This is a genomic window from Kitasatospora sp. NPDC059599 (assembly GCF_042735125.1).
GTDB lineage: Bacteria > Actinomycetota > Actinomycetes > Streptomycetales > Streptomycetaceae > Kitasatospora.
The window spans coordinates 27,586-53,048 of sequence record NZ_JBHWCL010000005.1; the positions used below are offsets into that span (position 1 = coordinate 27,586).

The window sequence follows — 25,463 nt, forward strand, 5'->3', positions numbered from 1 at the left end:
GGCGGCGGTGGTCGCCTCCCCGCGGGCCCGGGCGGTGGCCCGCCCGCGGGTCGTGGTCGCCGGCCCCCCGCGCGGGGCCCTGCTGGGCCCCCCGGCCCTGGTGGGGCCGCCGCCGGCGGCCGGCGGCCAGCTTGTCTGCCTGGTCAGTGGGCAGTGCCAGGCCGTTGCGGGTGAAGAAGTCCTCCAGCGCGCGGGCGAAGGAACCCATCGACCTTCCTGGCCTTCGTGATCGTTCCAGCAGGGCCTGGGGCGAGTTGGAGTGCTTGTCCTGCAGGAGCCGTCCCAGGTCGGTGACGAAGCCGCAGGCCCGCGAGACGCAGTGCCGCGCGGCGATGTGGGCGACGAAGTCGCTCAGCCAGGATGGCGGTTCGGGGAGGTGTTCACGGAGATGTTCCGCGCGGATGAACGGCCGGCCGGGGTGCTTCTGCCAGCAGGCCGAGCACAGTCCCAGTCCCTCATGCTGCCGCAGTTGCCCGCACTCGCGGCAGACCTGCGGCGGTTTCTTCGGCGATCCCGGATGGGAGCACGGCCCGCACCAGCCGGTCGCCTCACGCAGAAGACCGGGCTTGCCGCAGCGTGGACACGGCTGCTTGGCTGCCAGGCGCCGCGACCTGTTGCGGCAGTCGCGGCACAGCGGGCTGTCCGCGGACCGGACCGGATGCCCGCACTGCCCGCAGACGCGCGAGCACAGGATGCACCGGCCGGTGTCCTGCTGCAGCACCCGGGCGAGACCGCAGGACGGACAAGTCGCCTTGGCAGCCTCTTCCGTCATTTTTCGCCAGCAGCGGCAGCAGTGCTCGCGGTCGAGGTATCCGACCGGGGCGCCGCAGGTGACGCAGTCGCGTTGCTTCTTGCCCATCAATACCTGCCGTCACAGGGGCGGCATCGACCGGCCCCGAGCGGAGGCGGCCTGAGGCAGGTCGGCGACCGGTCGAGGCGGAGCGATCGGCCGCTCGACCGGGGTGGTGTCGACCTCGATCAGGTCGTTGGGGGTGCACTCCAGCGCGGTGCACAGTGCTGCCAGCGTGGTCATCTTCACCTGCGAGGGCTCCTTGGTGAACAACGCCGACACCGAGGCCGAGGACAGCTCCAGGCCAGCCTTCTCGGCCAGCAGCCGTCGTAGTTCGGTGCCCGTCCATACCTCGCGCCGGGCTGCGGCCATCCTCAGCCGCCATTGGATCTTCATGCCGTGGAGTCCTTCCCGGTCAGCTCGGCCAATGTGCTGGCGACGGCCCGCTGATAGGCGTCCTCGATGAACGTTGCGGAGGGCCGGACGTATCGCATGGTCGAGCTGACCGTCCAGTGACCGAGTAGCTGCTGGATGGCCACGAGGTCGACGCCGCGTTCGTAGTTGTGGGTCGCGCACGCCCGCCGCAGGGCATGGGGGCTGAACCGCTCGGCGGCCGGGCGTCCTTCGAGTTCCATCAGATACCGCAGCCGGTTGCGGATGGTCCCGCGGTGCAGATTGCCACCGGATTCGTCGGCGAACAGGACAGGCGAGTCGGGGAACTTGGGCCGCACGTCCTCCAGGAACCACCTCAGCACCAGGTCCAGGCCGTCGAGCATGGGCACCCACCGCGGCCGCGGGCCGGAGGTGTGGGCTCCCTTGCCGAAGCGGACATGGAGCTTGCCGAACGGGCCGCGGGTGAAGTGCAGGTCCGGCAGGTCCAGCAGCGAGGCCTCCTCTGAGCGGAGCCCGGCGTGATACAGCGTCCGGAACATCGCATAGTCCCGGGCTGCGGGTCCGTACTTCCGGGCGGTGGCGATGCGCTGCTTCATGAAGTCGAAGAACTCGTTCACCCGCTCGGGTGTCGGGGGCGGCAGCAGGGCCGGCGAGTCGTCGCCCACATGCCGGGAGGCGTTGAACTCATCAACCGGGCAGACCAGTCGGACACCAAAGGCGGCCTCGATCTCGGCTGCCTTCCGGGCCTGAAGGAACCGGTGGAAGCCCTTGAAGATCTGCACGTACTCGCGCCGGGTCGACGTCTTGCGGCCTTGGACCGCGAGATCGCCGACAACGCGGTCGATGTCCTCGGGCGTGACCTCCCACGCGGGGCGGCCAAGCGCCGTGAGGGTCCGTTCCAACAGACCGATGTCGTTGTCGATGGTCACCGAGCTGAACCCTCGGGCCCGCCACGAGGCGACGAACGCGTCGACGCAGATGGTCTGGAAGCGCCAGGGGTCCGTGGTCAATGGTCCCTGCGAGACGGCGCCGCCCGCGATGACCTGCAGTCTCGCCTCGCCCACCGGCACACCTTCCTCGCTCCTGAACCATCAAGGCAGCACCTGGAAAAGCCGCATGCCGCCATGAGATTCAACGAGGACAGCAGGAGAGGGATACGGCCAGGTGGCAGGGCAGACTCCCTGCAGGGAACAAGTGCCAGCCCCAGATGAGTGGGGCCAGGTCTTCGGCGACGAGGTCCTCGCCACCGCCATCCTCGACCGGCTCCTTCACCACTGCGACGTGATCTCCATCAATGGCCCCAGCTACCGGCTGAAGAACCACCTCGCCGCCATCGAGCGCGACAGCGAGGCAGCCTGACCGCCCGAGAGCCTCGTCCCGGAGTGACGACCTCAGCTGTCCGAGCCGGCTTCTACGATCAACCGGTGACCGATGACGAGATCATTGAGGCTTGCCGGAAGATTGCCCGGAAGCGGCAGGCGCCCCCGCCCGCCCCGCCAGGGGCCGTTGCCAAGGCGGAACACGTCATCGGGTTCGCCTTCCCCACGCTCCTGCGGCGGCTCTACACAGAGGTGTCCAACGGCGGCTTCGGCCCCGCCGACGGGGTCCTGCCAGTCGACGTGGGGCAGTGGCACGAGCACATCGCAGAAGCCTATGAGCACGGACCGGACCCCACCGGCGGAGTGCCTGCCGGAGTGGTGCCGCTCTACGACTGGGGCTGCACGATGTGGTCGATGATCGATTTCCGCGATCCGGATGGCGCGATGTGGTCCAACGCAGACGGCGATTGCTGGCCCCAGGGCGTCACCCTGGCCCAGTGGCTGCTTGCCGCGATGGACGGCGAGTTGCGCTTCGCCTGGCCAAACGGAGTGCCTCCGGTAAACGAATGGCACCGGCCGGAGACAGCGGCCCAACATCAGGAGAGCTGACCGGAACCCGCATCGAGCTGTCATCCGTCATGCCCTGGGGATCCTCACGACTGGCGGCACCTGGCGGCCATCTCGCTGAGCACGTTCATCTGTACTTGGCTGGGCACTTCAACGAGTACGCGGACATCCAGCACACCGGCAACCCGACCGAGACCGCCGCGTAGCGGGTAAGCCTGGGCGTGACGGGGGCTGTCTGCCGGGGCGGCGGCCGCTCCGGTGGGCGGCCGGCTGTCGCCGGACGCTCACACTCCCAACGGCCCCGCAGGGTGAGAACCCCTGCTGCCCGGACCGTCACCCACCAACCGCACCAACCAGCCACCAGGAACGGGGAGAGGGACAGACAGAGACATCTCAGGGAGCTATGGAGTCAAGCAGCAGTCGGGATCGACGACGTGACGGAGGAGGTGAAGGCATGGTTCTCGTCGAACAGCACACGGTTCTGGAGGCAGTGGAAGAGCTGTCCGAGGAGGCGGTTGAGGAGGTTGCGCTGGGCGCCGGCGTGCCAATCTCCGCGGTCGCGTCTGCGTCGGTAGTGGGCGTCTGCGCCGGGCGAGGCTTGAAGGGAGGAGAAGGCCCAGAGGAATCCGGCGTGCATGAGCCGATTGTTCTTGACCATGCGTCTGCCGACTTAGCTCTTCTTGCCGGAGGCTCGGGTGATGGGGGCAGAGCCGGCGTAGGCCTTCAGGCCGCGGGCGTTGGCGAACCGGGTCCGGTCGTCGCCAATCTCGGCCAGGAGGCGGGCGGCAAGCTGGACGCCGAGGCCGGGGAAGCTGAGGTATTTCTCGGCGTCGGGGTGTTCGCGGAAGGCGGCTTCAACCACTTCGGCGAGGTCGTCACCGGCCTGACAGGCGCCGTCGAACTGCTTCAGCAGGGCGAGAAGCTGGTGACCGAAGGCGTCCTCGACCGCGTTGGGGTGGCGGGCGTGATCGGCCCGGAAGATGTCGCGGAGCCGTTCGGCCTCGGCGTCGATGCTGCGCTGGCGGCCGGCGCGCTTGAGTGCGGATCGCAACTGGGGCAGGGAGAGCTTCGCCGCCCTGGCCGGGGTCGGTGCCGCAGCGAGCACAGCGCGGGCGTCCGACCGTGCCAGGCCGCCAACCTTGCTCTGGAAGGCCTCCAGGGCGGCCGGGTAGTACTCCAGTTCAGGGGCACGTTCCTGGCAGGATCTGCTCTGGCCAGCAGACAGCACGACCGCGTGGGGTGAGCTTCAGACCGAAGAGTGCTCCCGGCACGCCGCGGACAGCAAGCAGTGCAGCGCCGGCAGATTTCACGGGCTCTGGCACAGCTGCTGACTCGCCTGGTGCGGGGGCGAAGTGGAAGGCGACGAACGGGGCTCCACGGTCGCTGCTCGCGTAGCTGGGAGTCTTGGGGAGGTGGGGTGCCGGGTTGCCGAAGGTGACCGATGCCGGGCCGAACTCGTCCAGAACATCGTGCAGGGTGCGATCCGTGCCCGCCCAGGCGGCTGCGCGGTCGAGGAGCGCGGCGTGGTCCGCAGTGGAGAGGGTCCGGTCCAGGTGGAGCCAGCCGCGTCGGTATGCGTCTTCGCCGTACTGGGATGCGGTCACATGGATGGCCGGGTCTGTGGAGTGCTCCCGCACGAAGGGTGCAGTGCTGAGGCGTTCATTCGTATCCGGGATCCACAGCGTGTCCTCGGTCTGCTGACCGGCTTCTGCTATCAAGTCAAGCAACAACGGTAGGACGGGCACTCCGCCGTGGGCCTCGGGTCGACGAACCGCCTGATTGAGCTTCTCGATCAAACCGTCACGGGCCAGGCGCCCCGGCCTCGGCTCCACCCGGCCGGGCCCGGCAGTGCCTGCGTGGTGCTCGGAGCCCGGTGTTGTCACCTCTACGACCATGCAGCCATTTTGGCCGCGCAGCCCTATGGCAGCAATGGGCTCGCGGCCCGGGCCGACTGGTTCCCGCGGCGCGCTGCCCCTCCCGGCCGGGGCCGCGGCCAGCCAGCGCCATACCGTGCGTAGCGAGACCCCCACCGCGTCCGCGACCAGCCGCACATGGCCGGTCGCCAGCTCACCGCGCGCGTCCAGGGCCAGCAGCCGGTCCACCGCCTGCTGCCGCGCCAGCGCCACCGGAACCACCGGCCCCGCGCTGGCCGGCCCGTCCTCCACCGGCACGAGCACCACCTCCACTCCCTGGGCGCCGCGAGAACCCGTGCCCCTGCGCACAGGCGTCCTGGATCCAGGAAGCCGGACTCTGCGCGTCGGTGACAGCGCAATCGGCATTCCGCTGACACCAGAGCGGGGCGTGCGATACACGCATCACCGCGAGACAACAGCGGGTGGTGCATGCGTGGAAGGGGCCTTCTGCTGCGGGGTGAGCCGCTTGGCGCCGGGGCGGTCGCGCTTGCGGCCAGCCTGAAGGACCAGGGCGACCGGCGGCAGGCCCTCGCGGCCGGTCGGCGGGTAGACAGTGGGCCACAGCCGCAGGCCGTGCGTACGGGCGCCCCGGCGGCGCAGCGAGGCCTCGAACTCGGCCTTCGCCGTGCCCTTCGCCGGGAGCTCGCACCAGGTGCGGTAGGAGGTGAGCTTCTCCACGAGTGTGCCGACGCCTTCGTTCTCTCGGTCGACCTCGACCAGGAGCACCGGCACGTCCGAACCGGGGTCGCGCAGCACGAGGTCGGTGAACAGGGAGCGGCGGTGCGGGATCGGGTGCTCGACCTCGGTGGAGAACGCCTCCAGGTACCCGAGCCCGGCGCGGGCGAGGAGGCCGGCGGTGGCGACGACGTCCAGGCGTGCTCGGAGGCACTAGCGTCGCGCCGAGGCCTCGATGCCGAAAAACTGAACGCCATTCAGATTGATCAAGTCATTGATCAGTGATGCAAGTTGAGCCCCAGCAGGAAGCTGTGTTAGATACCGTCTCTCACGCGACTGCAACTCGGGGGCTTCCATGACTTCTCAGCAGCCATCACCCAACCCGCCCGGGAGCAATCCCCCGCCCTCACCGGGCGCCACGCCCGGCACCGGCGGGCAGGGAGCAGCAGGACAAGCCGCGCCGACCGGCACTGGCGCTGGAGGGACGGCCGGGCAAGCCACGCCAGCCCCACCCGGCCCACGGTGGTGGAAGAACAGCACGATCATGGCTCCGCTGATTTCAGCCCTTGTTCCCACATTGATCTTCGGATCAATTCAAGCCTGGCAAACAACTCAGGGCAACGACTCCAACAAGAGGAGCGCTGATGCTGCGAGCGCAGGCGAGGAGCGGGATAAGCAGAAAGACAAAGAGGAAAAGGACACCGCCGCCGGTCCGCCAGTATCAATCACCATGGGATCACCCGACTACATCGCGGTAAATTACGCACTCCCCGGCCCGACCCACGAGCTAGGCGACCTATCCAAACGAACCAACTCATTCGGCGAATGGCTAGAGCAATACAAGGCTCGCCCTATCAGCCTTTACTCCATTAGATTTACCATCAGGGCACTGCGAGACGAAACTACGATCATTCAGAACTTCAAGCTGAAAGATCGCGACTGCCCCCACGAGGTCGCAGCCAGCGTAGAGGACGCACTAAACCATCCGCCCGCCTATGCTGGCACGCTCGTCTACCCGCCACCGGCGGGAGGATCCGGGGAAGACATCAAGCGCACAGTCATCGGCTTCGAGGTAAGCCAGTACGACACACGCGCGGCAAGCGTCTGGAACGGGTACCCAAAGCCTGGGAACGTAGCGTCTGAAAAGCCTACCGAAATCATGTTCGGCAAAGACTTTTCCGATCGCCCAGTTGTCTTGAATCGGAAGGATGCGCGCACCTTCGACGTGTTTTTTGCCGCAAAACTGGACTGTACGTTTTCTCTCGAAGTTAACGTCACCAGCGGGAGCGACGATCTCTGGATTCCGATTAATGCGGGGGCTCGCGGAGAGCTCGAAGGCTCGATCGCGGCAGGAGCGAAAACCTATGCCACGCTTGTGAGACCGAAGAGCGATGGCTCCGCTATGGAACTGGGGAATCCTCTGCGAGAGGGAGGTGTCCCAACACTGAGCATCACCGCCGACAACATCTCTCCCGGTTCATAGGCAGGAAAGCCAGCGTCACCAGCAGTTGGTTCCCCGGCCGAAGGGGAAAGGCCGGGGCACCGTGGGGGCCGGGCCGCCCCGGGGGTGCCTCTATGTCCTTCGTCAAGGTCGATCGGGTCATGCGGGCAGGGCTTTGGGGGTGCGGGTCTCGTAGAAGGTGCCGTCTCGGAGCATGGCGAACAGGACGCTGATGCGTTGGCGGGCGAGGCGGAGAAGGGCCTGGGTGTGGGTTTTGCCGCGGGCGCGTTGCCGGTCGTAGTAGGCCCGGGAGTCGGGGTCGTGGAGGGCCGCGAACGCGGAGAGGAACATGGCCCGTTTCAGGAGCCGGTTGCCGGTCCTCGGGGCGTGTTCACCATGGATGGAGGACCCGGAGGACTTCGTCGCCGGTGCGAGGCCGGCGTAGGAGGCCAGGTGGGCGGCGGTGGGGAAGCTGCTGCCGGCGCCGATGGTGACCAGCAGGGTGGCGGCGGTCCTGACGCCGACTCCGGGCATCGAGGTCAGGACCTTCGAAAGAGGGTGGGCCTCCAGCAGTTCGCCGATCTGGGCTTCGACGGCGCGTCGTTGCTCTTGGACGGCGGCGAGCGAGCGGGCCAGGGAGGGCACCACGACGTCCAGGGTGGCGGTGCCGGGGACGACGACGGTCTGCTCGTCGAGCGCGTCGAAGATCTCGTCGACCAGGCGGTCGGCCATGCGCGAGGTCTTGGGCCGTATCAGGGTCACGAGTCTTCGTCGACCGGCTTTTGCGCAGGGCGGCCGGGGAGCCGTGCTGTTCGAGCAGGTGGGTGACGGCGGGGTGGTCCAGGCGCGGGCCGAGGACGCGTTCGAGTGAGGGGTGGAACTGGGTGAGCAGGCCGCGCAGGCGGTTGCTGGTGCGGGTGGCCTCGGCGGCGAGGTCCTGGTCGAAGCCGGTCAGGACGGTGAGCTGGGCCGCGGTCTCGTCGGCGAGTTCGAGGGCGCGCAGGGTGTGGGGCATGGTGCGGGCGGCGTCCGCGATCACGTGGGCGTCGCGGGCGTCGGTCTTGGCCTCGCCGGGGTAGAGGTCGGCGATGCGCCGCATGGCCAGGCCGGGCAGGTAGGCGACCTCGCAGCCGGCGTCACGGGCCACGGCGAGCGGCAGGGCGCCGATCGAGGCCGGCTGGTCGACGATCACCAGGACGCGGCCGAACTTGGCGGTGAGCTTGTCGAAGACGGCCCGCAGTTTCGGTTCGCTGTTGGGCAGCCGCTTGTCGAACACGGTCTGTCCCGCTGTGGTCAGGCCGTGGCCGTGGTGGTCGCCCTTGCCGACGTCCAGGCCGAGGAAGACCGCGATGTCACTCGTGTCGAACACCGAACCCCCCGAAGGTGTTCATCGTCCCGGCCTCGCCCGTCGGCACCGTTCGCGCGCATCCACGTTACGCAGACCCGGCACCCGTCAGCGGCCGGGCATTGCGCTCGGCCGGGTGCCGGTCAGGCCTCTCATCAGCGGTCACACGGTGCTCCGGGCCCGGTGACACCACCCCACACCACCCCCCAGGTCATGCAATCGACAGGGGGCAACAGTCATGCCGGACCCGGAGGCCAGGAGCCCCATTTCAGGGCCACGAAGAAGGTAACGAGGGTAGGGCCGCCCGACGTGATCCACAGTAGGCGCAGAGACAGCCGACGGGCACAGCCTCAACGCCACTACTTCTTCGGGCAGTTCAGGCTGCGGCTGGTGCGAAGCCCGGGTCATCGGCCGTCGCGCTCGGTGCGCAGCTTTGACAGCTTCGTCCCGGCCGGGAGCAGTCGGGCGGCTTCGCGGCGGCCGGCTGCTTGGTCATGCCGAGGATCCCTGCGACTTCGCTCCATGAGGCACCGGCCGTGCGGGCCGCGTCGATCAGCCGCGCCTCGCCGCGTCCACGTCGGCCCGCACACCGGCGGCCAGACCCAGGGCCGCCAACGCCTGCGCCCTGCCGATCCCGGCGTCGCCGGCCGCCCGGGCGAATAGGCGGCCGGCGGGCACCGGCCGCGCGCACTGTTCCCATGCCCGGCGGTCAGCCCCGGCCGCCTCCCGGGCGATCAGCACCTCCGGCGGGGCGAGTGCCAGCACATCCGCCGGTCCGTCAGGCCCCGAGGCGGTGTGGGGCCGTCGTGTCGGCGGCCGGCTCCGGCAGCCGACTCACGCCCCGCGGCGCAGGAGTTCGGCGAGTGCGGGGTCCTCGTCCTCGACCGTGTCGCCCCACGGGTCCCGGCGGGCGGTCCGGGGGCGCAGGTGCTCGACCATCGCCCGTTTCCGGGCGGTGAAGCTCTCCCACGGACCGCCCACATCCTCCAGGCACGCGGCAGCCGTGCATGGGAGGCCCCTCGTGAGACGGACCGCCACGGGCCCTGACACGATCGGCACGGCGGTGCGTGCCGCATCCCATTGCCCGCGGCACGCACCGCACGAACACCCAGGCTGGAAGCACCCGCTCAACGGGCCGCGAGACCCCTGGGCGCAGCAGGGGCCCGGCGGCGCTGCCGACGGTCCGGGACGGCGGCCGGAGCGCGGTGCGGCCGGTCGTCAGCCTCTTGGGTGGCGGGCAGGTCGCCTGGTGGTCTGCCCGACCGTCGCGGCCCACCGCGGGTCGGCCTCGCGAATCCGCTGCCACCGCTGCTCGCGCAGTACGGGCCAGTACTCCTCGGTGCGGCGAAGGGCGGCCGGCAGCCTTTCGGGGGTGGTGCCGAAGGCCGGGGCGGCCCGGTCGTCCCAGGCGATCCACTCGTCGCGGGCGCGGTCGTCGTGGGCGCGGGTGCCGCGGCGCCCTGTGGTCTCCAGCTGCCGGTAGGTCTCCTCGGCGATGCCAAGGCGCCGGGCCATCCGGGCGCGGCTGCGGCTGGCGAACACCCGCAGGTGGACCAGACGCTCATGCCCGACAGTGCACAGATCGGCCGGGATGACACCGACGGCCCTCGCCAGGCGCGCCAGCAGCTCCGGCATTGGCACGCGCGGCTGAAGGTCCGTTCAGGGTGAACGAACCACCACGGCGTCGCCGGCGTCGCGGTCCGTTCACCCGGCGGCCATCGGCACTGGTCAGCACCACTGAGACTGAGCGGCCGAGCTGGCCTGTGAGCGTCGGGATTGGCCCACCTGGGCTGTGGTCTGCTTGCTCGTTGGTGGTACCGGTGGGTGCCGGTCAAGGGCGGCGAAGGCGATCACTAGGCTCCACGTCATGACCAGTGATCTCGGATTCCTCTGCTCGTGCTGTGGAGCGCACCACCCTGAGCTGCCCATGAACTACACGGCCGAGGCCCCGGCCGCATGGGATCCGGCCTTCGCAGATGCGGACGACTGCCTACTCTCGTCGGACCAGTGCGTGATCCGGGCACAGCACTACTTCGTCAAGGGTCTGGTCGAGATACCGGTCATCGGCAGCGACGAGGTGTTTTCCTGGGCTGTCTGGGTCTCGCTCAGCCGCGAGAACTTCTCCCGCGCGGTGGACTTGTGGGACACCACCGGCCGAGAAGCGGAGAATCCCTACTTCGGCTGGCTCACCACTGACCTCCCGGCCTACTCGCCCACGACCCTCAACCTGAAGACCCACGTCCACACCCGGCCGGTCGGCGAGCGCCCCCTCGTCGAACTCGAACCCACCGACCACCCCCTCGCCGTCGAACAGCGCACGGGAATCACCCGGGATCGCGTACGGGAGATCGCCGCGGCGGTGCTTCACCCCTCCCACGGCAGGAACCAGGCATGAGGGCTGACGCGCGAGTGCCACTGACCCCGCGGGCGCCAGAATGCTTGAGCCTCCGGGCCCGGTGACACCACCCCCCCGGATATCGTGGTGGCGTCGGCGGCACGGGCGGCGGTGTCGGAGCCGGAGGCCCGCACCGGCAGCCAGCGCCCGGCCGTGTACGCGGACGCCGTCCTCGCCCGCGGCCGAGACCTGGACGAGGACGACAACCACGGCGGCGTGCCCGAGGACGTGGTCTTCCCGCTGAGCGGGCTGGTGTCACCCGCCGGGGTAACGGTCCCACCAATGCGGGTCGCGGGCCGGCACGTACTCGCCACCGCCGGGTGAGTCGACGTACTGCTGGAGCAGGTCACGAGCCAGGGTGTCGAGCACCCAGGCGAGTTCGAGTCGACTCAGCAGGTCGACGGGCAGGGCGTCGGCGCCGTGCGCGGCTCCGAGCAGTGCACCGGCAGTGGCCGCCACCGAGTTGCCGTCCGGTGCGCCGGCCGCGAACTGCAGGGCCGCGCCCACGGTGTCGCGGTCGGGGAAACGGGAGACCACGAGGAGGGCGCCGAGCAGCGCCGAGGAGGCGGTCGCGTCCGGGGCGATCCAGGCGAGCTGCCCGGGGTCCGGGACGCCGCCGGGTGTCTTCAGCAGGTCCAGGACCGTGTCCGGGTTTGCCGAGTGCGGCATGGGCAGGGACCGGACCAGCGCGTCGGTCGGGTGGTCGTCGCCCGGACGGGATGCCGTCCACGCCCGGAAGGGATCGTTCTCGGTGAGGCAGTGGGACACGAGCCGGGCCGCGCCGACAGCCGCGTCCTGGGCGTCCGGAGCGCCGTGGGTGAGCGCGGCCGTCGCGCGGACCAGCGTCGCGCAGGTGTTGGGTCCGGAGAGGAGGTGCAGTAGTCCGAGGGCCAGGCTCCGGGTGAGTGCGTGGGCCCCTCGGCTGCCGTTGACCGGCTGCGTCGGGGTGCCCTGCTTCAGTCCGGTCAAGGCCGCGACGGTGGCCGGCGCCGAGCCGCGGCGCTCGCGCAGAGCGGGCACCTGCGCGAGCCAGCCGTTCGGCCACCGGGCGTCGCTGTAGCCCGTCCAGCGCTCGGAGACCCGCTCCGGCTCGATGCCCTGCAGGAAGGCCCAGCGGCAGTACGCGTGCCACACCACCGACGGCGCGTGGCAGATCCCCTTGTGGTCCAGCCGCACCGAGGCACGGATCGCCCCCTCGATGGTGAACGCCGCCAACTGGCTACTGACACCGATCCGCAGCGGCCCCTCGGCCGGCCACCGGCCCCGGACGACCCCCGCCGCGTCCCCCAAGGCCGACCCGAGGACCAGCCCCCGCACCCGCGCCTCACTCACGACCGCCTTCCGCACCAGTCCCCCGCCCCTCCGTTTACACCACCGGCTTCAATGACATCCCATCACAGCCGTGCCTCCACGTAGCCGGCCGCTTCCCGAGCACGTCATGCAAGGGCGTCCCGGGCGGGGCACCCCGGCCCGGGACGCCCATCCGACGGCTGACCGCCGGACCCTCCGTGTCACGGGGTTCGTCTACAGTTCAGCCTGTTCGACATGCGGATACGGAAAAGCCCGGCCCAGCCCAGCATCGGTAGGGGGTCGGCAGGCCGGGCCGCCCGCAGGGCCCGCAGTAGGCGCCGCAGGCCGCACCAACCAACCGACCCGAGGGCGCACCACCGCCACCTCACGCCGGAGCTTGGTGCCCGGCCAGCCGCTCGGCCGCGGCGGCCGGCGCCGGGAACGTGCGGACGTGGTGCGAGCAGCAGGCAGAATTGCTGCTCGCCCGCGGTCTCGGCCACCTGCGGCAGGCAGGACCGGTGGAGGCGGACGAGCTGGCCGGGTTTGCCGGGACCGTGACGACCGGCCGGGGCGCTGCCGTCGTGCCTCCCCAGCTGGCCGGGGACTGAGCTACGGCCGCAGGACGAGCTTCCCGGCGGCGTGACCGCTCGCGCTCAGCTCCTGCGCCTTCGCGGCGTCCTCCAGCGGAAGGCTCTGCGCGATGCGCACCGTGAGCTTGCCGTCGGCTGCGAGGCGGGCGTACTCGCCGAGGCGGGAACCGAACGGGGCGGGGCCGGAGAAGGTGACGCCCAGCTCGGCGGCCTTCGGATCGGCGATGGTGATGATCCGGTCGGTGCCGCTGAGCAGGTCGATCGACACCTCCAGGTCGCCCGCCCCCGCGGCGTCGTACACGGCGTCGATGCCCTGCGGTGCGGCCTCGCGGACCCGGTCGGCGAGGCCGGTTCCGTAGGCGACCGGGATCGCGCCCAGCGAGCGCAGGTAGTCGTGGTTGCCGGGGGAGGCGGTGCCGATGACCGTGGCGCCGCGGGCGACCGCGAGCTGAACACCGACGGCGCCGGCCACACCTGCCGCTCCGTGCAGCAGAAGCGTGTCGCCTTCCCCGACGCCGAGGGCGTCGAGCACGCGGACCGAGGTCTCGACGGCGACGGGCAGTGCCGCGGCGAGGTCCCAGTCGAGGTCCGCGGGCTTCGGGCCGAAGTCGACGGCCAGCGCGTGCTCGGCGTACGCGCCGGTGACGGTCCAGCCCAGGACCTCGTCACCCACCGCGACGCCGGTCACGCCTTCGCCGACCTCGTCGACGACGCCGGCCGCCTCCACGCCGGGGATCACCGGGAACGGCGGCGCCATCTGCGGCCTCCACCCGTTGCGGATCTTGTAGTCGAGCGGGTTGACCGCTGCCGCCACGACCTTCAGCCGCACCTGTCCGGGTCCGGCGTGCGGCTCGTCGACCTCTGCGAGGCGGAGGACTTCCGGGCCGCCGAACTCGGTGTAGGTGATCGCCTTCATGTCCTGCTCCAGTGCTCGTCGCTCTAGGTGAAAGATCAACGTTCTAGTGAAAGATCAACCTTGGCCTGGACCGGCGGGCACGGTCCAGCCGGTGGATCGGATCCACTCGGCCAGGTCCAGGGTGGCCGGCTCGATCGCCCGCACCACCGCAAGATCCGACGGGTGTTCCGCCGCCTTCGCGAACTGGCGGAACATCGCCCTGTCGAGGTCGCTGGGAAGCACGCTCAACGGGAGGGCCTCGTAACGTGCCGGGAGCCCGGCGCGCGCGCCGAACGCCGCGGCGATCTGAGGGCCCGTCAGCTCGTCGCCGACGAGCTCGACGGCTCCGCCGGGCGCCTCCGCGGTGTCGAGCAGGAGCGCGGCGGCGACCCGGCCGACGTCCCTGACCGAGATCATCTTCAGGGCGACGTCCTCCGGCAGCGGCAGCCTCAGCACGACCTCTCCGTGCTCCAGGCTCGGTGCCATCTCCTCCATGAAGGGGGTCGGGCGAACCATCGCGGCCCTGAGGCCGGATTTCCTCAGGTGCTCCTCGATCGAGTGCTTCGAGTCATGGTGCGGCACACCCCGCTCCCGGTCCGCGCCGAAGACCGAGTTGAACACGACGTGCGGGACGCGTGCCGCGACCGCCGCGTCGACGAGCGCGGTGCCGATGCGGATCTCCGTCTCGACCTCTTCGAGGTTGTTCGCCTCCGGGGTCATGAAGTAGAACGCCTCGACCGCCGTCAGCGCGGCGGCCAACGACGCCGGGTCGTCGGTCCGGATGGCCGCCAGCTCGACGCCGCGGGCGGCCAGCGCCTGAGCCCGGTCGGATTGCGGGTTACGGACCAGGGCTCGCACCGGGGCCTTGTGGTCCAGCAGCGCGTCGACCACCGCCCCGCCCTGTTGCCCCGTCGCGCCGAAGACTGCGATCGTGCCGGTCGTCTGTGTGCTCATCGCTGCCACCCTTCACTCAGGGCGTGAGCGAGGTGAGCACGAGTCCGGTGTTGACCTCGGCGGTGGGGAGAGGACGACGCGGGCGCGGCGTCCTCGAGCTTGATCTGTTGTGACATGTCTCCACGATGCGTCTGCGGCGCCAGGCGCACCACCGGTATCCCGCCAGGTTCTTCCGATAACCCGCCAGTGTCGGGTAGCCTCAATCGCGTGTCCGACCCCAGCGGCGAGCCGAGCTTCTGCACCGACGATGGGCCGTTGTCGGCGCCGCTGGCCCATGGCGCCGACGTGGCCGCGCACTTCCACGACTATGGCCAGCTCCGCTACGCCGCACGCGGGGCCCTGGTCACAGCGACCCAGGTGGGCACCTGGGTGGCGCCGGCCAGTCGGATCATGTGGGTGCCGCCCTTCGCGGTGCACAGCAGCAAGGCGTACGGCGAGACGGACATCCGGGTGCTGTCGCTGCCCGTGACGCTGACCGGACAGCTGCCGGCCGAGCCGTCGGTTTTCGTGGCGAGCGCGTTGCTGCGCGAGGCTTATCTGGCGCTGATGAGCGAGGGCGAGCCGCTGGACAGCCCCCGTGCGCGGCTGCTGATCGACGTCGTACTCGCCGAGCTCGCCCGCGCCGCACAAGAGCCGCTGCGCCTCCCGGAGCCGAGCGACCGGCGTCTCAAGGCGGTCACCGACCTGCTTCACGTGGACCCAGCAAGCCCGGCGACCCTGGCCGAGCTGGGCCACCGCACCGGCGCCAGCGAACGCACCCTGAGCCGACTGTTCGGCAGCGAGCTGTCGATGAGCTTCCACCAGTGGCGTACCCTGCTGCGCATCCAACGGGCGCTGATCGAGCTCAGCGACGGCGCCTCGGTCACCGACACGGCGATCCGGCTGGGCTGGTCGAACCCCAGCAGCTTCATCGACGCCTTCACCGTGCTGGTCGGTCAGACACCCGGAGGCTATCGCTCGTCGGCTCGGTCCTCCCGCCGCTCCCATGGGTGAGAGGTTGGCGGGGTAGTACTCCAGTGCGACTTCGGAGTCGAACGGGACCGTGCGGTGGAACAGGATCCGGGCGCCGGCGGCGCGGGCGACGTCGCACAGCTGCTCCGGCGTCATCACGGTGTCGTCCACCGCGGCGCTCCCCTTGTGGTCATCCGGTAGGGCAGGGACCAGCCGCAGCCCGTGCTCCTTGGCCAGGGCTGGCAGCCGCTCGCACAACTCCTTCAAGCCTTCGCGCTTCGTCATCGCCGCACCCTTCCTCGAATCACTCATTGCACAAGCGGCATGACTCTATGCGACGCATCTGACACTGCGTCACCCTTTTGGCGGGCGCCCGTACAGGTGAACCGCTACCCCGCGCAGATGCCCGACGGCGCGTGGGAGCACCACTCCTGCCCGTGGCCGGCGACCCCCACGGCCACCAGGCCACGCGGAAGCGCCGCACCTGCGCCGTGGCCGGGCTGTGGTGGCTGGAGGCCCACGGCCACGCCGACCGGACGCAGTTGCCCGACGTCGTCTTCCGGGGCGAGGCGCGCTCCCGCTGGGCGCGGGCGCAGCGGGCCGGGTGGACGGAGCTCGGCCAGGAGCAGCAGGACCTCCTCGCGCCACGCACCCCGGCGAGGCGCCGCAGGCGTAGCACCAGCCCCCACGAGTTCCCTGTGTGGCGGAAGTCCCGACGAGCCACCGCAACACGCCCGCGGTGCAGGCCCTCGCGTCCGCTGATTCGGCGGGTTCCGTGTCAGCCGGCTGGCAGAGGAGGGGGTGGGTGGTGTGTCTACGGGCGGTACCGGTCGGCGAGGGCGCCGTAGCCGCCCACTGTCCAGACCGTGCTGCGGAAGTCCGTGAGCGTGAACGCTTCCGCGCCCATTCCGGCGGCGGGTGGGAAGTGCGCGGTGCCGCAGCGGGCGCAGTACCAGGCCTGGTTCCAGAGCCGTTCGGCTTGCGGACGCCCGGCGAGGCGGCGTCGTCTGGCGATGAACAGCGCGGTCGCTCCTGCCACCAGTGCGATCACGAGGCCGATGAGCAGGTACGACACCAGGAGGACGGTCGGGGTGCCGTTCGCGTCGGCGGCTGGGGTGGCCGTGGACGTGAGCGGGGAGGGTCCTTTGGGGTAGTCGGAGAGGTCGTACAACCCCGGGTGCTGGGTCGCCCATGCCGGTGGTGAGAGGTCGGGCCCGGAATGGGCGTCCACGTCGCGCTGATGCATCCCCCCGATGAAGGTGGCGACCGCCCCGACGAGGGCCGGAAAGCTCAGGAACGCGAGGATCTTGAACGCTGTGCTGGTGGCGGGCGGTGCGGGTGCCAGGGCCCGGCCGAGAGCGGACACCTCTTCCTGGGTCCGGGTCGAGGTGCGCCCGTCACGGTCGGAGGAGCGGACGGTGACGTTGCGTCGTTCGGCCAGGTGGACGGCCGGCACGGCGCGGACCTGGTCGGTCAGGGCGCAGCTCGGGCAGGGCGGCATGGAGCCGCGTGGCGGTTCGGGCAGGGCGTCGTTGATCGGCATGTGAGTGAGTCCCCCGGTGGTACGGCGGTCGGGCGACCGTTCGTATCCTGGTGGACGCGGCCATGCCGTCATCGGTTGCGGTTCGCTGCACGGATGAGGCAACCGCCTGGTCCCACCGAGCCCACGCACTCGCCGCTCGACGGTGCCGCCGCGTCCTCATGGCTACAGCTTGGGCACCCGGTCATCGAGTACGGGGGACTGTCGCCCTGCCAAGTTCCTTGTGCTGAGCTTCATCTCGGTCCTGCGGGCCATCGCCGTGTGGCTGCCCTCCGGGGCCTGCGGGGCGGGTTACAGTATCGGTACTCCACCAACCACCAGGTCGTCATCGACGCCGACACCCGCCTGGTCGTCGTGGTCGGCCGACCGCTCGCCGGGAACCGCAACGACTGCAAGGCATGGGAGGAGTCCGGAGCCAAGACCGCAGTCGGCAAGACCCTCACGATCGCCGACGGCGGCTACCCGGGCACCGGACTCGTCATCCCTCACCGCCGGCAGCGCGGCCAGGCCGAACTCCCGGACTGAAAAGAGGAACACAACAAGTCCCACAAGCAGGTCCGTGCCCGCGTCGAACATGTCTTCGCCCGCATGAAGACCTGGAAGATCCTCCGCGACTGCCGCCTCAAAGGCGACGGCGTCCTCGGGCGCCCCGGCGGCGCCTGTTGAAGCGACCTGGTGAGTCTTCCACATCCGGACCGGCGGAGACCAGGCCGATCGCCGCACACCACCGCCCCTCTCGGGGTGACTGACTGTCACCACGTCACGGAAGTTGGCTCTGTCGCTGATTGAGGGGTCTGTGCTGGTCGATCACGGTGACAGGAGGATGCGGCGTCGCAGGAGGTCGAAGTTGGCCCGTCCGTACATCTGCCTCTTCAGCAGCTTGATCCTGGTCACGTTGCCCTCGACCGCTTCCGAGGTGAGCGTCGTGGTCAGGGCCGCTAGAACGGCTGCGCGGTCACGGCGGATCCCGCCCGCCAGGGTGCGGAACTCTGGTTGGCCGTCGAGGCGGACGTCGGCGAGCCAGACGTCGAGGGCCAGGTGCTCGCTGCGGCGTTCGCGCACCATGGTGGCCAGGCGCCGGGCGTACTCGGTGGTCGTGGCCAGTGCGGGGCTGCGTTCGCACAGCTCCTCAAGGCACTTGCGTTCGGTGTCGTCGAGCCGTTCGGGCCGGCGCATGATCCAGTCGGTGACGCGGCGGACGGTCAGGTGGGGCAGGGGGGCCTCCAGGGGGACCGCTCCGGTTCGGTAGGGCCGCAGATGGCGCTGAACAGTGTTGACGTCACCGCGGTAGCCCAGTTGCTGGATCTCCCTGGTGAGCGCTGCGGCGTTGGTGCAGCCCTCCATCCACCGGTGGTGCAAGTAGCGCCGGTAGTCGTCGATCACGCTGGGGCGGTGGGTCGCGGCGATGAGGAGCTGCTCGACATTGGCGGCTCTGGCGAAGCGTAGGACGGTGCCGCGACTGAGGTGGAGTTCGCGGGCGATGGCACGCAGGCTGTCGCCGCGTTCGATGCGTTCGTGGATCTGCTGGTGGCGCTCGTGAGTTCGGGCGACCAACGGACGTGGCCCGCCGTGGACGTCCAGCTCGTTCGAGCTGGCGGCTGCGGAACGGAGCGCGTCATCCTGGTCTTCTCTCACGGTGAGGGGTTCGCGCAGGTCGGCGCGGTGGCGGCCGACGACGCGCTCGACTGCCTCGGCGAGGTTGTGCAGCAGGTGCCAGGCGTCAGCCACCTGCTGGGCCTGTGGTGCACCTGCGCTGGCGCCGTCGCGGAATGAGCCGGCGCGGTCGCGGCAGATCGTCCGCACCTCGGGATGGTTGCGCAGCCAGGCGGCGAAGGTGTTCGCGGTCCGGTCGGCGAGCACGTCGACCGGCCGGTGGGTGTCCATGTCCACGAGGACTGTCGCGTAGGTGCGACCACGGCGAACGGCGAACTCGTCCACGCCCAGACGCGGGACGAGTCCCGACGACGGGACGGGTAGCGCACGGATGAGACGGAGCAGGGTGTCCCGCCCAGTGGTCACGGCAAGACGGCCTGCAAGCCGGGCTCCGGCCCGTCCGCCCAGGAACAGCGCGATGTCTGTGAGCTGGGTGGTGAGGGCGGTCGTACGGCGCGCGTGCCGGGACGTCAGATCCTGGATCTGCTCGACGAACGTCCGTCGCCTGCACTGGTCGTTCCCACACACGAGACGACGCGCCCTCAGCTCCAGGCGCACCCGTCGGCCGGCAGTGGGCCCTCATCCCCTCCTGGGAGTGGCACCGGGCCGGCGTCGACAGCAAGCGCACCGACACCGTCCAGCGTGCCGTACGCCTCGCCCCGCGGCTGGAAGAGGCCTCGTCCATGGCGAGCGCGCAGGCCCACGCCCGGCTGATGACCGTGCCCGGCATCGGGATCTGGACCGCCGCCGAAACCCTCCAGCGCGCCAACGGCGACCCCGACGCCGTCTCCGTCGGCGACTACCACCTCGCCAACCACATCGGCCACTTCTTCAGCGGACGGGCCCGCAGCACCGACGAGCAGATGCTCGAACACCTCGCCCCCTACGCCGGCCAGCGCCACCGCGTCTGCAAGCTCGCCTTCCTCGCCGGCGCGCGAGCCCCCCGCTTTGGCCCCAGACTCGCCCCCAACGACCACCGCAGCAGGTGAACTCCCGGCCTTCCGGGGCGCAACGCCCACAACCTGACTCGCATGCTCGGTATGCAGGACCGGCGCAGTCATGGTGCAGTCACGGGATTCCCGACGAACCCGCCCCGCCTGGGCCTGCGGCCTTCCCGATGCTGCGCGGTGCAGACCGTGCCGGGCACCGCGGTAACCACCAGAATCCCACCAGACAGCTGAGGGCCGGTCCGTCTCAGGTGTCGGCCCGGCTGGCGGGCCACGTCGACAGGTCGATGACCCGGGTGAGGGCGGGCGCGTGGTCGACGACCGCCCGTCGCTCGATGTCTCCGGCTGTCAGCACCACCAGCCCGGCCAGATCCGTCCAGACCGCTCGGTCGACGGCCGGGCGCAGTATGGCGTACGGCTGGCCGGAGACGTACACCGGCAGGCCGCCTGCCCACCGGGGTTCCGTGATCTTGTCGTGGCCCAGGCGCGCGGGCCGGCCGCTGTCGGTCTGGGCCCACCGGGCCGCCGCGGCCTCCAGCCGGAAACGGCGTCCGATCGGCATGACGGCCCGCCAGTCCTGGCCCAGCGCCGACGCGGCGTGCCGCTCCTGCCGACGTCGCCGTTCCTCGCTGGTCCGCTTCGCCCGATGCTCGCGGTCGGTCGCGGCGAACGCCGCTGCCTGCTGGATGTACGTGGGCGCGGTCCACAGCACCCGGTGATCGTTGTCCCCGGCCGGCACCTGGTGCGGGACGACGCGGGCGCCGAGCGCCCAGGCGACAAAGTCTTCCAGGGGCGCGTTGACGCTCTCCCACCGGCTGTGGCCGTGCGGACAGCGGCACTTCTTGCGGCACGGCACAACGGCGAACCTGCACAGGCCGGTGCCCACGCTCCACCGCTCCGTGCCGCCTGGCCGGGGCGCGGACGCGACCACCGACGGCTCCGCCCCCACCCACCGCCGGGCGGACAAGGTCACCCAGCACACGGAGATGCCGTCGGCGGCGTAGCGACCGGTGCGCTCGTGGAGCTCGTCGCGGGTGATCGGGGAGAGCTGCGCCTCCCAGGCCATACGGCGGGCGCCGTCCGGGGAGGAGGCCATCACGTCGGCCCGCCACGTCCCGTCCGGCGCGCGGACCTCCAGTTCGGCGTACCAGCCAGCGGCCCGGGCGGCGTGCGCGAGCTGCAACTTGGTCAGGTGGTGCTCCATGCTCTCCTGGGCCAGCGCACACGTCGGGGCTCCTCGGTCATGGGCGAAGAAGCGCATCCCTGCCGACGACACCTTGCCGTGCATCCCATGTCCGCACTCCGGACACGCGAGCGGCACCCGCGGCCGCACACGGTGGACCTCCGTCCATGCCCAGCCGCACCCCAGGTCGTCCTGGGTGGCGTCGAGCCGTCCCCGCCCCGCGTGCATCGCGGTGAACGTCACCGCTCCCCCTCTCCCCACCGTCGGCCTCCCCCGGCCGCCGACCATCTTCCCCTTCTCCACCGCACTCGAACCAACGGCGCGTCGCGGACTCTGCGCTGCAGGCGGCCGGACCGCTCGGGGGTTCGGCCGGCCGCCTGGTTCCACAGTGCCGCCGCCCGGCTGCTGATGCAGTCCGGGCTACGCCGACACCGCGTCAGCAGGGAAAGCCCGCAGGTGGGCCAGCCGGGAACAGGACTACATGACCGCGCGGAGTTCCGGGGAGTGCCGAGCAGCAGATCCGCCTCGCCGCCGCACTCGCCCTCGACGGGCACCGGGTCCTGACCATCCACCCCGCCCGGCCCAGCAGGGTGTTCGTCCGCAGCACCAGGCCCCGCCCGGATCAGCCCGCACCTGCGGTCTCCACAATCGAGCGCCGACCGCTTCTTGGCCTGGGCGAACTCCACGAGGTGACGGCCGAGACCGGACACACCGGCCCCATCGGGGAACTGGTGACCGAGGCCCGGCCCAGCTTCGACTACATCCTCGCCCACTCGAACGTCGTCCCCGTCGAAATCCTGGAGTCCGCGCTGTCGAGCACAAGTTCAACCGGGCGGCGTGACCGGGGACCACCTGCCGAGCCACTGCTCGGCGCCCCAGGCCTCGAACCGCTCTACCTCAGTGAACCCCAGCTTTGCCGCGAGACGCATTGAGCCGACGTTGGCGGTCTGGGTGGTGAGCACCACCGGCTCGCCGGGAAGCACGCCGGCGAGCCAGCCGAGCACCGCCGCGCACGCCTCGGCGGCGTACCCGAATCCCCACGCCCGCGGCAGGAACAGGTAGCCGAGATCGGCCTTCCCCGCGGCAGCCGGGCGGCGCTGCCCCGTTGCTCTCCTGAGCAGGATCTGGCCGATCATCGACCCGTCGAGATCAACGACGAAGCTCCCGGGCCACCGCTCGGGTACCTCGGACATCTCGCGCTCAAGCTCGTCACGCGGTCGGGGGCCGCCGAGGTAGGTGTGCACCTCTGGCGAGGCGAGCAGCTCGATGAACGTCGCACGGTCCCGGGTCTCGGGCTCACGGAGCACGAGCCTCTCGGTCCTGATCGGCTCAGGCGGCCAAGCCACGGGTCCAAGCTCAGTCATGACGGGCAACCTATCGCACGCCCGTCGGCGGGAGTCTCAGACGGCCGACGAGACCGATCAGTCTCAACTTCGGTGTCACAAACTAGCGTTGTCCCAACTTCGGCGACGATCGTCCCAACTGCGCTGTCACAGATCACTGGCGTTGCGTCAGCGGTTGGGGTACTTGTCGGCGTGGGCCAGTCGGATGTGCCACCAGGGGTCGTCGAGTTTCCCGGCCTTGGCCAGTCGGCGCTCGCGGACGGTGGGCTTGGGCAGGATGATCGGGGCGAGCCCGCCATGCAGGCGTTTGGTGTCGCAGGCCGGGCATTCCAGGCTCATGGGGTCGGCCTGGCGGCGCAGTTCGATCGGCATCGGCATCCCGGCGACGCGCAAATTTCGCGGGCCGGCGACAGAGCCAGGTGGTATCGGGCCGCGCTCCCGCCCTGGACACGGGACAGGGCGGGATGCCTGGTCCCGGTAAGACGGGGTCGGGCAAGACGGCGGGTGGGACGAGCGGTCAGACGGTCTGCTGGCGAAGCGCCAGGCGCAGCAGATCGGTGGCTTCCCGTCCGCGCTCGGCGAGAGACGGCCCAGGCCGGCGACCACCAGGTGACGGGGCGTGGGACGATCTGCGGACGGTCGGAGGGGTCGATGTGGAGCGGTGGGTGTGCGGGCGGGCTCTGGAGATCGCCGCCGGGGAGTAGGCGGTGGTCAACGTGGTGGCGGCCGCGCTGGACGCCCCGGGCGAGGAGGACGCCTGGGTGGGTCTGGGGCGGGTGCTGTGTCACGTAGGCGGCACGCTGACCTCCCTGCGCATGGCGCCTACGGCACGCCATAGGCCGGGACGTACGCCAGGTCGGCCCGCTCAGTCGTGGGCCGGACTTGGAGGCAACTCGTTGGTCGGGCCCTTATGCGTGACCTGATATTTCGTCAAACTGCCTTCATGTATGAAATCTTGTTGCTCCCAGAAACTCGGCAGATCCTCGACGGCCGTGTGTTCCAGGTCGTCGTTACGCGAGAGCCGCCGATCCTCGCCGATCGCGGGCGGCGCGTCACCACCCCCGTGTCGTCGTCCCCAGGTCGGCGGCGGGGGAAGACCTTCCGGCCGGACCGTCGCCGACGCCTGAGTCAGGGCTGAGACGTGGACGAGACCCAGCGGACGATCGCCGACCGCTACCGGCTCATCCAGCCGATCGCCGCAGGCGGATTCGGAAGGGTCTGGAGAGCCCACGACGAGAAGCTCCGCGCCGACGTGGTCGTCAAGGAGGTCATCCTTCCCCCCACCGCCGACCCCGAGGAGCAGGCCCGACGCCTCAGCTATGCCGAACGGGAGGCGCGCAATGCCGCCCGGTTGCGTCATCATGCGGGCATCGTGCCCGTCTACGACGTCGTCACCGCCGACGGCCGGCCCTGGATCGTCATGGAGCTGATCGACGGATCCTCTCTGGAGGAGCGGCTGAACACCAAGGGCCCGATCTCGGTCACCAGGACCGCCGAGATCGCCGCCACCCTCCTCAAAGCCCTTGACGTGTCACACAGCGCCGATGTGGTCCACCGGGACGTCAAACCCGCGAATATCCTGCTCGCCGCCGACGGTCGGGTCCTGCTGACCGACTTCGGCATCGCCACGCACCAGATCGACACCCAGCTCACCACCGACGGCTCCGTCATCGGCTCCCTCGAGTACATCGCCCCCGAGCGCCTCAACGGTGTCAGGGGAACCCCGGCCAGCGACCTGTTCTCACTCGGGGTCACCCTCTACCGAGCCGTCGAGGGCGTCTCCCCCTTCCTGCGAGAGTCGCCTGCCGCCACCCTGGCGGCTGTCGTTCAGGAGGATCCGCCGCCGCTACGCCGAGCCGGACGACTCGCCCCGCTCATCCAGGCGTTGCTCTCCAAAGACCCCGACGCACGGCCGACCGTGGCAGAGGCACGCGCCCTCTTGCGGGCCCCGCGCACCCCCAAGACATCGGGCAAGGCTGAGCCTCGCACCCCCCCGAGCGGTCGGAGAAAGGCCCCGCCCGGGGAGTCCATCACCAAGCCTGTACTCCGCCTCGGGGAGGCCTTCGAACAGTCGTGGAGCGCCGGGGAGGACCCTCGACAGTTCAGTGTGTACAAAGGCCCCCGGGACGAGGCGGTCATCGGATATGGGTTCGCGACCATCACGTGTTTGGGCGCCGTGGCGGACGACTGGAGCGGCAACCTGAGCGGGGCGCAGATCGCCCTGGCGATGGGGCTGGCGATCTCCAGTGTCTCCGCCCTGAGCTACCAGGAATGGAAAAGGCGCCGCCAGCTGGCGGGATGGTTGGACTCCAGGGCGCTGCGTGTCGACGAACAGGGCATCACCACCAGTGACTCATACGGGGACCAGCGGGTTCCATGGGCCGCAATCGCGCAGCTCAGCGTCCACCACACGGAGAGGAAGGCCTACCGACACAGACTCCTCGCCCTGCACCTGCGGCTGCACAAGCCGACATCCGAGGGCTCACTGCCGCCCTTGTACCACCCCGCTGGCTGGCACAGGAGTGTCGATCCGGTGGACCCCGGGCAAGGTGAATGGGTACCCGTGTGCGTCCTGGGACCGCTGCCCGAACCCCGACGGGTCGCCCTCAAGATCGCGGTCGGCACCTTCACCGAACAAGCGGTGCGGATGGAATGGAACCAGTGACCGGCCTTCCGGCACGAAGGTTCCTCACCGATGGGGGCCTCCGCCATCAGCCGGGGCTTGAGGACCAGGAAACGCGAAGGCTGCTCACATGTTCTGGGATTGGGTACGCATCACGGATCACGCTTGGTGGGAGCGGGGCTTCCCTGTGAGCTGGCAATGCACGACGCGGCCAGGGCGACACCCTGCGCGTCCCCGCCGCCAGCGCCTTCGCGCCAGCTCGGCCAAGCGCAAACGGCGCTCCCCCTCCGGCCGGGCCGCGGTGGTCACGGGTGGGTCGCCTCGTCGCGAGCCGCACCGTCGCCGGCCGGGGACGACTGGGTGGCGGCCGCATCCTCGCTCTGGGGCAGCGGGCGCACGACGGTGGCGTCGGCGATCACCCAGGCGGCGTCCTTGTCCTCGCCCACCTGGCGTGGACGATCCACGCAGGCCGGGTCCGGGCCGGCGCCGGACGGTGACCAGCGCCGAGCGCCACCCGCCGCCGGTGCTCAGCCAGGCCAGGCGCCAGCAGGATTCCTCGGGTGCGGCGGTGGGTGGTCCGGCGAGTTCGCGCGGGACGGCGACGGCGTCGTGCCAGGTGCCGTAGTAGGGCTCGTGGGCGGGTGCGGCGCCGGATG

26 protein-coding genes and 4 pseudogenes are annotated in these 25,463 nt (G+C 70.3%); 10 read left to right on the forward strand and 20 right to left on the reverse strand.

Features of this window, described 5'->3' with window-relative positions; translation table 11 throughout:
• The 3 genes and pseudogenes from ACFV04_RS02905 to ACFV04_RS02915 form a co-directional block, all read right to left on the reverse strand.
• A pseudogene (locus ACFV04_RS02905) lies at positions 1-208 on the reverse strand (hypothetical protein); the annotation flags it as partial.
• 663 nt (positions 209-871) lie between these two features.
• Positions 872-1,186 carry a helix-turn-helix domain-containing protein gene (locus ACFV04_RS02910; protein ID WP_380526399.1) on the reverse strand — a complete coding sequence of 105 codons (315 nt, stop codon included), beginning with the start codon at positions 1,184-1,186 and terminating at the stop codon, positions 872-874.
• Entirely contained in the window at positions 1,183-2,247 is a 1,065-nt protein-coding gene (locus ACFV04_RS02915; protein WP_380526401.1) for a tyrosine-type recombinase/integrase, read from the reverse strand. The genes ACFV04_RS02910 and ACFV04_RS02915 overlap by 4 nt, the downstream gene beginning before the upstream one ends.
• A gap of 145 nt (positions 2,248-2,392) precedes the next feature.
• On the opposite strand from ACFV04_RS02915, the pseudogene ACFV04_RS02920 reads away from it, so the two are divergent.
• Positions 2,393-2,542: pseudogene (locus ACFV04_RS02920) on the forward strand (ATP-binding protein); the annotation flags it as partial.
• Between the two features lie 65 nt (positions 2,543-2,607).
• Complete coding sequence (locus ACFV04_RS02925) at positions 2,608-3,111, forward strand: hypothetical protein (RefSeq protein ID WP_380526403.1); 504 nt, start codon at positions 2,608-2,610, stop codon at positions 3,109-3,111.
• Between the two features lie 367 nt (positions 3,112-3,478).
• On the opposite strand, the gene ACFV04_RS02930 is transcribed toward ACFV04_RS02925, so the two are convergent.
• From ACFV04_RS02930 to ACFV04_RS02945, 4 genes are all read right to left on the reverse strand, one after another.
• Positions 3,479-3,706 (reverse strand): hypothetical protein, encoded by a 228-nt coding sequence (locus tag ACFV04_RS02930; protein WP_380526405.1) that lies wholly within the window; start codon positions 3,704-3,706, stop codon positions 3,479-3,481.
• Between the two features lie 33 nt (positions 3,707-3,739).
• Positions 3,740-4,297 carry a transposase gene (locus ACFV04_RS02935; protein ID WP_380526407.1) on the reverse strand — a complete coding sequence of 186 codons (558 nt, stop codon included), beginning with the start codon at positions 4,295-4,297 and terminating at the stop codon, positions 3,740-3,742.
• Positions 4,251-5,249 (reverse strand): hypothetical protein, encoded by a 999-nt coding sequence (locus tag ACFV04_RS02940; RefSeq protein WP_380526409.1) that lies wholly within the window; start codon positions 5,247-5,249, stop codon positions 4,251-4,253. The genes ACFV04_RS02935 and ACFV04_RS02940 overlap by 47 nt, the downstream gene beginning before the upstream one ends.
• Positions 5,250-5,384: 135 nt before the next feature.
• Entirely contained in the window at positions 5,385-5,738 is a 354-nt protein-coding gene (locus ACFV04_RS02945) for a hypothetical protein (protein ID WP_380526411.1), read from the reverse strand.
• 24 nt (positions 5,739-5,762) lie between these two features.
• Here ACFV04_RS02945 and ACFV04_RS02950 point away from each other — a divergent pair, with 24 nt between their 5' ends.
• Entirely contained in the window at positions 5,763-5,942 is a 180-nt protein-coding gene (locus ACFV04_RS02950) for a hypothetical protein (protein WP_380526413.1), read from the forward strand.
• Between the two features lie 259 nt (positions 5,943-6,201).
• Positions 6,202-7,140, forward strand: coding sequence for a hypothetical protein (locus ACFV04_RS02955; protein WP_380526415.1), 939 nt, complete (start codon positions 6,202-6,204; stop codon positions 7,138-7,140).
• 117 nt (positions 7,141-7,257) lie between these two features.
• On the opposite strand, the pseudogene ACFV04_RS02960 reads toward ACFV04_RS02955, so the two are convergent.
• The 4 genes and pseudogenes from ACFV04_RS02960 to ACFV04_RS02975 all read right to left on the reverse strand — a co-directional run bounded on the left by ACFV04_RS02960 (position 7,258) and on the right by ACFV04_RS02975 (position 10,084).
• Positions 7,258-8,467, reverse strand: a pseudogene (locus ACFV04_RS02960) (IS110 family transposase).
• Positions 8,468-8,995: 528 nt separating this feature from the next.
• Positions 8,996-9,208 (reverse strand): hypothetical protein, encoded by a 213-nt coding sequence (locus tag ACFV04_RS02965; RefSeq protein WP_380526416.1) that lies wholly within the window; start codon positions 9,206-9,208, stop codon positions 8,996-8,998.
• A gap of 69 nt (positions 9,209-9,277) precedes the next feature.
• Positions 9,278-9,424, reverse strand: coding sequence for a hypothetical protein (locus ACFV04_RS02970; protein WP_380526418.1), 147 nt, complete (start codon positions 9,422-9,424; stop codon positions 9,278-9,280).
• A 237-nt stretch (positions 9,425-9,661) separates the two neighbouring features.
• Positions 9,662-10,084, reverse strand: a complete 423-nt coding sequence (locus ACFV04_RS02975; protein ID WP_380526420.1) for a hypothetical protein — start codon at positions 10,082-10,084, stop codon at positions 9,662-9,664.
• Between the two features lie 286 nt (positions 10,085-10,370).
• Here ACFV04_RS02975 and ACFV04_RS02980 point away from each other — a divergent pair, with 286 nt between their 5' ends.
• Both ACFV04_RS02980 and ACFV04_RS02985 read left to right on the forward strand, forming a co-directional pair.
• Positions 10,371-10,838 (forward strand): DUF2199 domain-containing protein, encoded by a 468-nt coding sequence (locus ACFV04_RS02980; RefSeq protein ID WP_380526559.1) that lies wholly within the window; start codon positions 10,371-10,373, stop codon positions 10,836-10,838.
• Positions 10,839-10,925: 87 nt separating this feature from the next.
• Positions 10,926-11,162, forward strand: coding sequence for a hypothetical protein (locus tag ACFV04_RS02985; RefSeq protein ID WP_380526422.1), 237 nt, complete (start codon positions 10,926-10,928; stop codon positions 11,160-11,162).
• On the opposite strand, the gene ACFV04_RS02990 is transcribed toward ACFV04_RS02985, so the two are convergent.
• The 3 genes from ACFV04_RS02990 to ACFV04_RS03000 all read right to left on the reverse strand — a co-directional run bounded on the left by ACFV04_RS02990 (position 11,094) and on the right by ACFV04_RS03000 (position 14,567).
• Complete coding sequence (locus ACFV04_RS02990) at positions 11,094-12,170, reverse strand: ADP-ribosylglycohydrolase family protein (RefSeq protein WP_380526424.1); 1,077 nt, start codon at positions 12,168-12,170, stop codon at positions 11,094-11,096. The genes ACFV04_RS02985 and ACFV04_RS02990 overlap by 69 nt on opposite strands.
• A 567-nt stretch (positions 12,171-12,737) precedes the next feature.
• A complete protein-coding gene (locus ACFV04_RS02995; protein WP_380526561.1) occupies positions 12,738-13,634 on the reverse strand; it encodes an NADP-dependent oxidoreductase in 897 nt (298 codons plus the stop codon).
• Between the two features lie 54 nt (positions 13,635-13,688).
• Positions 13,689-14,567, reverse strand: a complete 879-nt coding sequence (locus ACFV04_RS03000) for an NmrA/HSCARG family protein (RefSeq protein WP_380526426.1) — start codon at positions 14,565-14,567, stop codon at positions 13,689-13,691.
• Positions 14,568-14,774: 207 nt separating this feature from the next.
• Between ACFV04_RS03000 and ACFV04_RS03005 the strand changes: the two genes are divergently transcribed.
• Positions 14,775-15,560 carry an AraC family transcriptional regulator gene (locus ACFV04_RS03005; RefSeq protein ID WP_380526427.1) on the forward strand — a complete coding sequence of 262 codons (786 nt, stop codon included), beginning with the start codon at positions 14,775-14,777 and terminating at the stop codon, positions 15,558-15,560.
• A gap of 772 nt (positions 15,561-16,332) precedes the next feature.
• Here ACFV04_RS03005 and ACFV04_RS03010 read toward each other — a convergent pair.
• Positions 16,333-17,061 carry a hypothetical protein gene (locus tag ACFV04_RS03010; protein ID WP_380526429.1) on the reverse strand — a complete coding sequence of 243 codons (729 nt, stop codon included), beginning with the start codon at positions 17,059-17,061 and terminating at the stop codon, positions 16,333-16,335.
• A gap of 294 nt (positions 17,062-17,355) precedes the next feature.
• On the opposite strand from ACFV04_RS03010, the pseudogene ACFV04_RS03015 reads away from it, so the two are divergent.
• Positions 17,356-17,724, forward strand: a pseudogene (locus ACFV04_RS03015) (transposase family protein); the annotation flags it as partial.
• A gap of 141 nt (positions 17,725-17,865) precedes the next feature.
• Here ACFV04_RS03015 and ACFV04_RS03020 read toward each other — a convergent pair.
• The gene (locus ACFV04_RS03020; RefSeq protein WP_380526431.1) at positions 17,866-19,269 is read right to left on the reverse strand and encodes an ISL3 family transposase; all 1,404 of its coding nucleotides are present in this window, start codon (positions 19,267-19,269) and stop codon (positions 17,866-17,868) included.
• A gap of 125 nt (positions 19,270-19,394) precedes the next feature.
• Here ACFV04_RS03020 and ACFV04_RS03025 point away from each other — a divergent pair, with 125 nt between their 5' ends.
• Positions 19,395-19,700 carry a hypothetical protein gene (locus ACFV04_RS03025; protein ID WP_380526433.1) on the forward strand — a complete coding sequence of 102 codons (306 nt, stop codon included), beginning with the start codon at positions 19,395-19,397 and terminating at the stop codon, positions 19,698-19,700.
• 205 nt (positions 19,701-19,905) lie between these two features.
• Here the strand turns inward: ACFV04_RS03025 and ACFV04_RS03030 are convergent, their stop codons facing one another.
• From ACFV04_RS03030 to ACFV04_RS03040, 3 genes are all read right to left on the reverse strand, one after another.
• Positions 19,906-21,129, reverse strand: coding sequence for a competence protein CoiA (locus tag ACFV04_RS03030; protein ID WP_380526563.1), 1,224 nt, complete (start codon positions 21,127-21,129; stop codon positions 19,906-19,908).
• Positions 21,130-21,665: 536 nt separating this feature from the next.
• The gene (locus tag ACFV04_RS03035) at positions 21,666-22,205 is read right to left on the reverse strand and encodes a GNAT family N-acetyltransferase (RefSeq protein WP_380526435.1); all 540 of its coding nucleotides are present in this window, start codon (positions 22,203-22,205) and stop codon (positions 21,666-21,668) included.
• Positions 22,206-22,352: 147 nt separating this feature from the next.
• A complete protein-coding gene (locus tag ACFV04_RS03040; protein WP_380526437.1) occupies positions 22,353-22,556 on the reverse strand; it encodes a hypothetical protein in 204 nt (67 codons plus the stop codon).
• Between the two features lie 769 nt (positions 22,557-23,325).
• On the opposite strand from ACFV04_RS03040, the gene ACFV04_RS03045 reads away from it, so the two are divergent.
• On the forward strand, positions 23,326-24,849 hold the full coding sequence (locus tag ACFV04_RS03045; protein ID WP_380526439.1) for a serine/threonine-protein kinase: 1,524 nt from the start codon (positions 23,326-23,328) through the stop codon (positions 24,847-24,849).
• A 263-nt stretch (positions 24,850-25,112) separates the two neighbouring features.
• Here ACFV04_RS03045 and ACFV04_RS03050 read toward each other — a convergent pair whose 3' ends face one another.
• Complete coding sequence (locus ACFV04_RS03050; RefSeq protein WP_380526441.1) at positions 25,113-25,271, reverse strand: hypothetical protein; 159 nt, start codon at positions 25,269-25,271, stop codon at positions 25,113-25,115.
• Positions 25,272-25,463 lie beyond the last annotated feature (192 nt).

Excerpts from the sequence above, each read along its gene's own strand:
- ACFV04_RS03000 (WP_380526426.1), bottom strand. The coding sequence starts at position 14,567 with ATGAGCACACAGACGACCGGCACGATCGCAGTCTTCGGCGCGACGGGG.
- ACFV04_RS03025 (WP_380526433.1), top strand. The coding sequence starts at position 19,395 with ATGGCGAGCGCGCAGGCCCACGCCCGGCTGATGACCGTGCCCGGCATC.
- ACFV04_RS03030 (WP_380526563.1), bottom strand. The coding sequence starts at position 21,129 with ATGGTCGGCGGCCGGGGGAGGCCGACGGTGGGGAGAGGGGGAGCGGTG.
- ACFV04_RS02955 (WP_380526415.1), top strand. The coding sequence starts at position 6,202 with ATGGCTCCGCTGATTTCAGCCCTTGTTCCCACATTGATCTTCGGATCA.
- ACFV04_RS02910 (WP_380526399.1), bottom strand. The coding sequence starts at position 1,186 with ATGAAGATCCAATGGCGGCTGAGGATGGCCGCAGCCCGGCGCGAGGTA.
- ACFV04_RS02995 (WP_380526561.1), bottom strand. The coding sequence starts at position 13,634 with ATGAAGGCGATCACCTACACCGAGTTCGGCGGCCCGGAAGTCCTCCGC.
- ACFV04_RS03040 (WP_380526437.1), bottom strand. The coding sequence starts at position 22,556 with ATGCCGATCGAACTGCGCCGCCAGGCCGACCCCATGAGCCTGGAATGC.
- ACFV04_RS03010 (WP_380526429.1), bottom strand. The coding sequence starts at position 17,061 with ATGCCGATCAACGACGCCCTGCCCGAACCGCCACGCGGCTCCATGCCG.
- ACFV04_RS02930 (WP_380526405.1), bottom strand. The coding sequence starts at position 3,706 with ATGCACGCCGGATTCCTCTGGGCCTTCTCCTCCCTTCAAGCCTCGCCC.
- ACFV04_RS03035 (WP_380526435.1), bottom strand. The coding sequence starts at position 22,205 with ATGACTGAGCTTGGACCCGTGGCTTGGCCGCCTGAGCCGATCAGGACC.
- ACFV04_RS02980 (WP_380526559.1), top strand. The coding sequence starts at position 10,371 with ATGAACTACACGGCCGAGGCCCCGGCCGCATGGGATCCGGCCTTCGCA.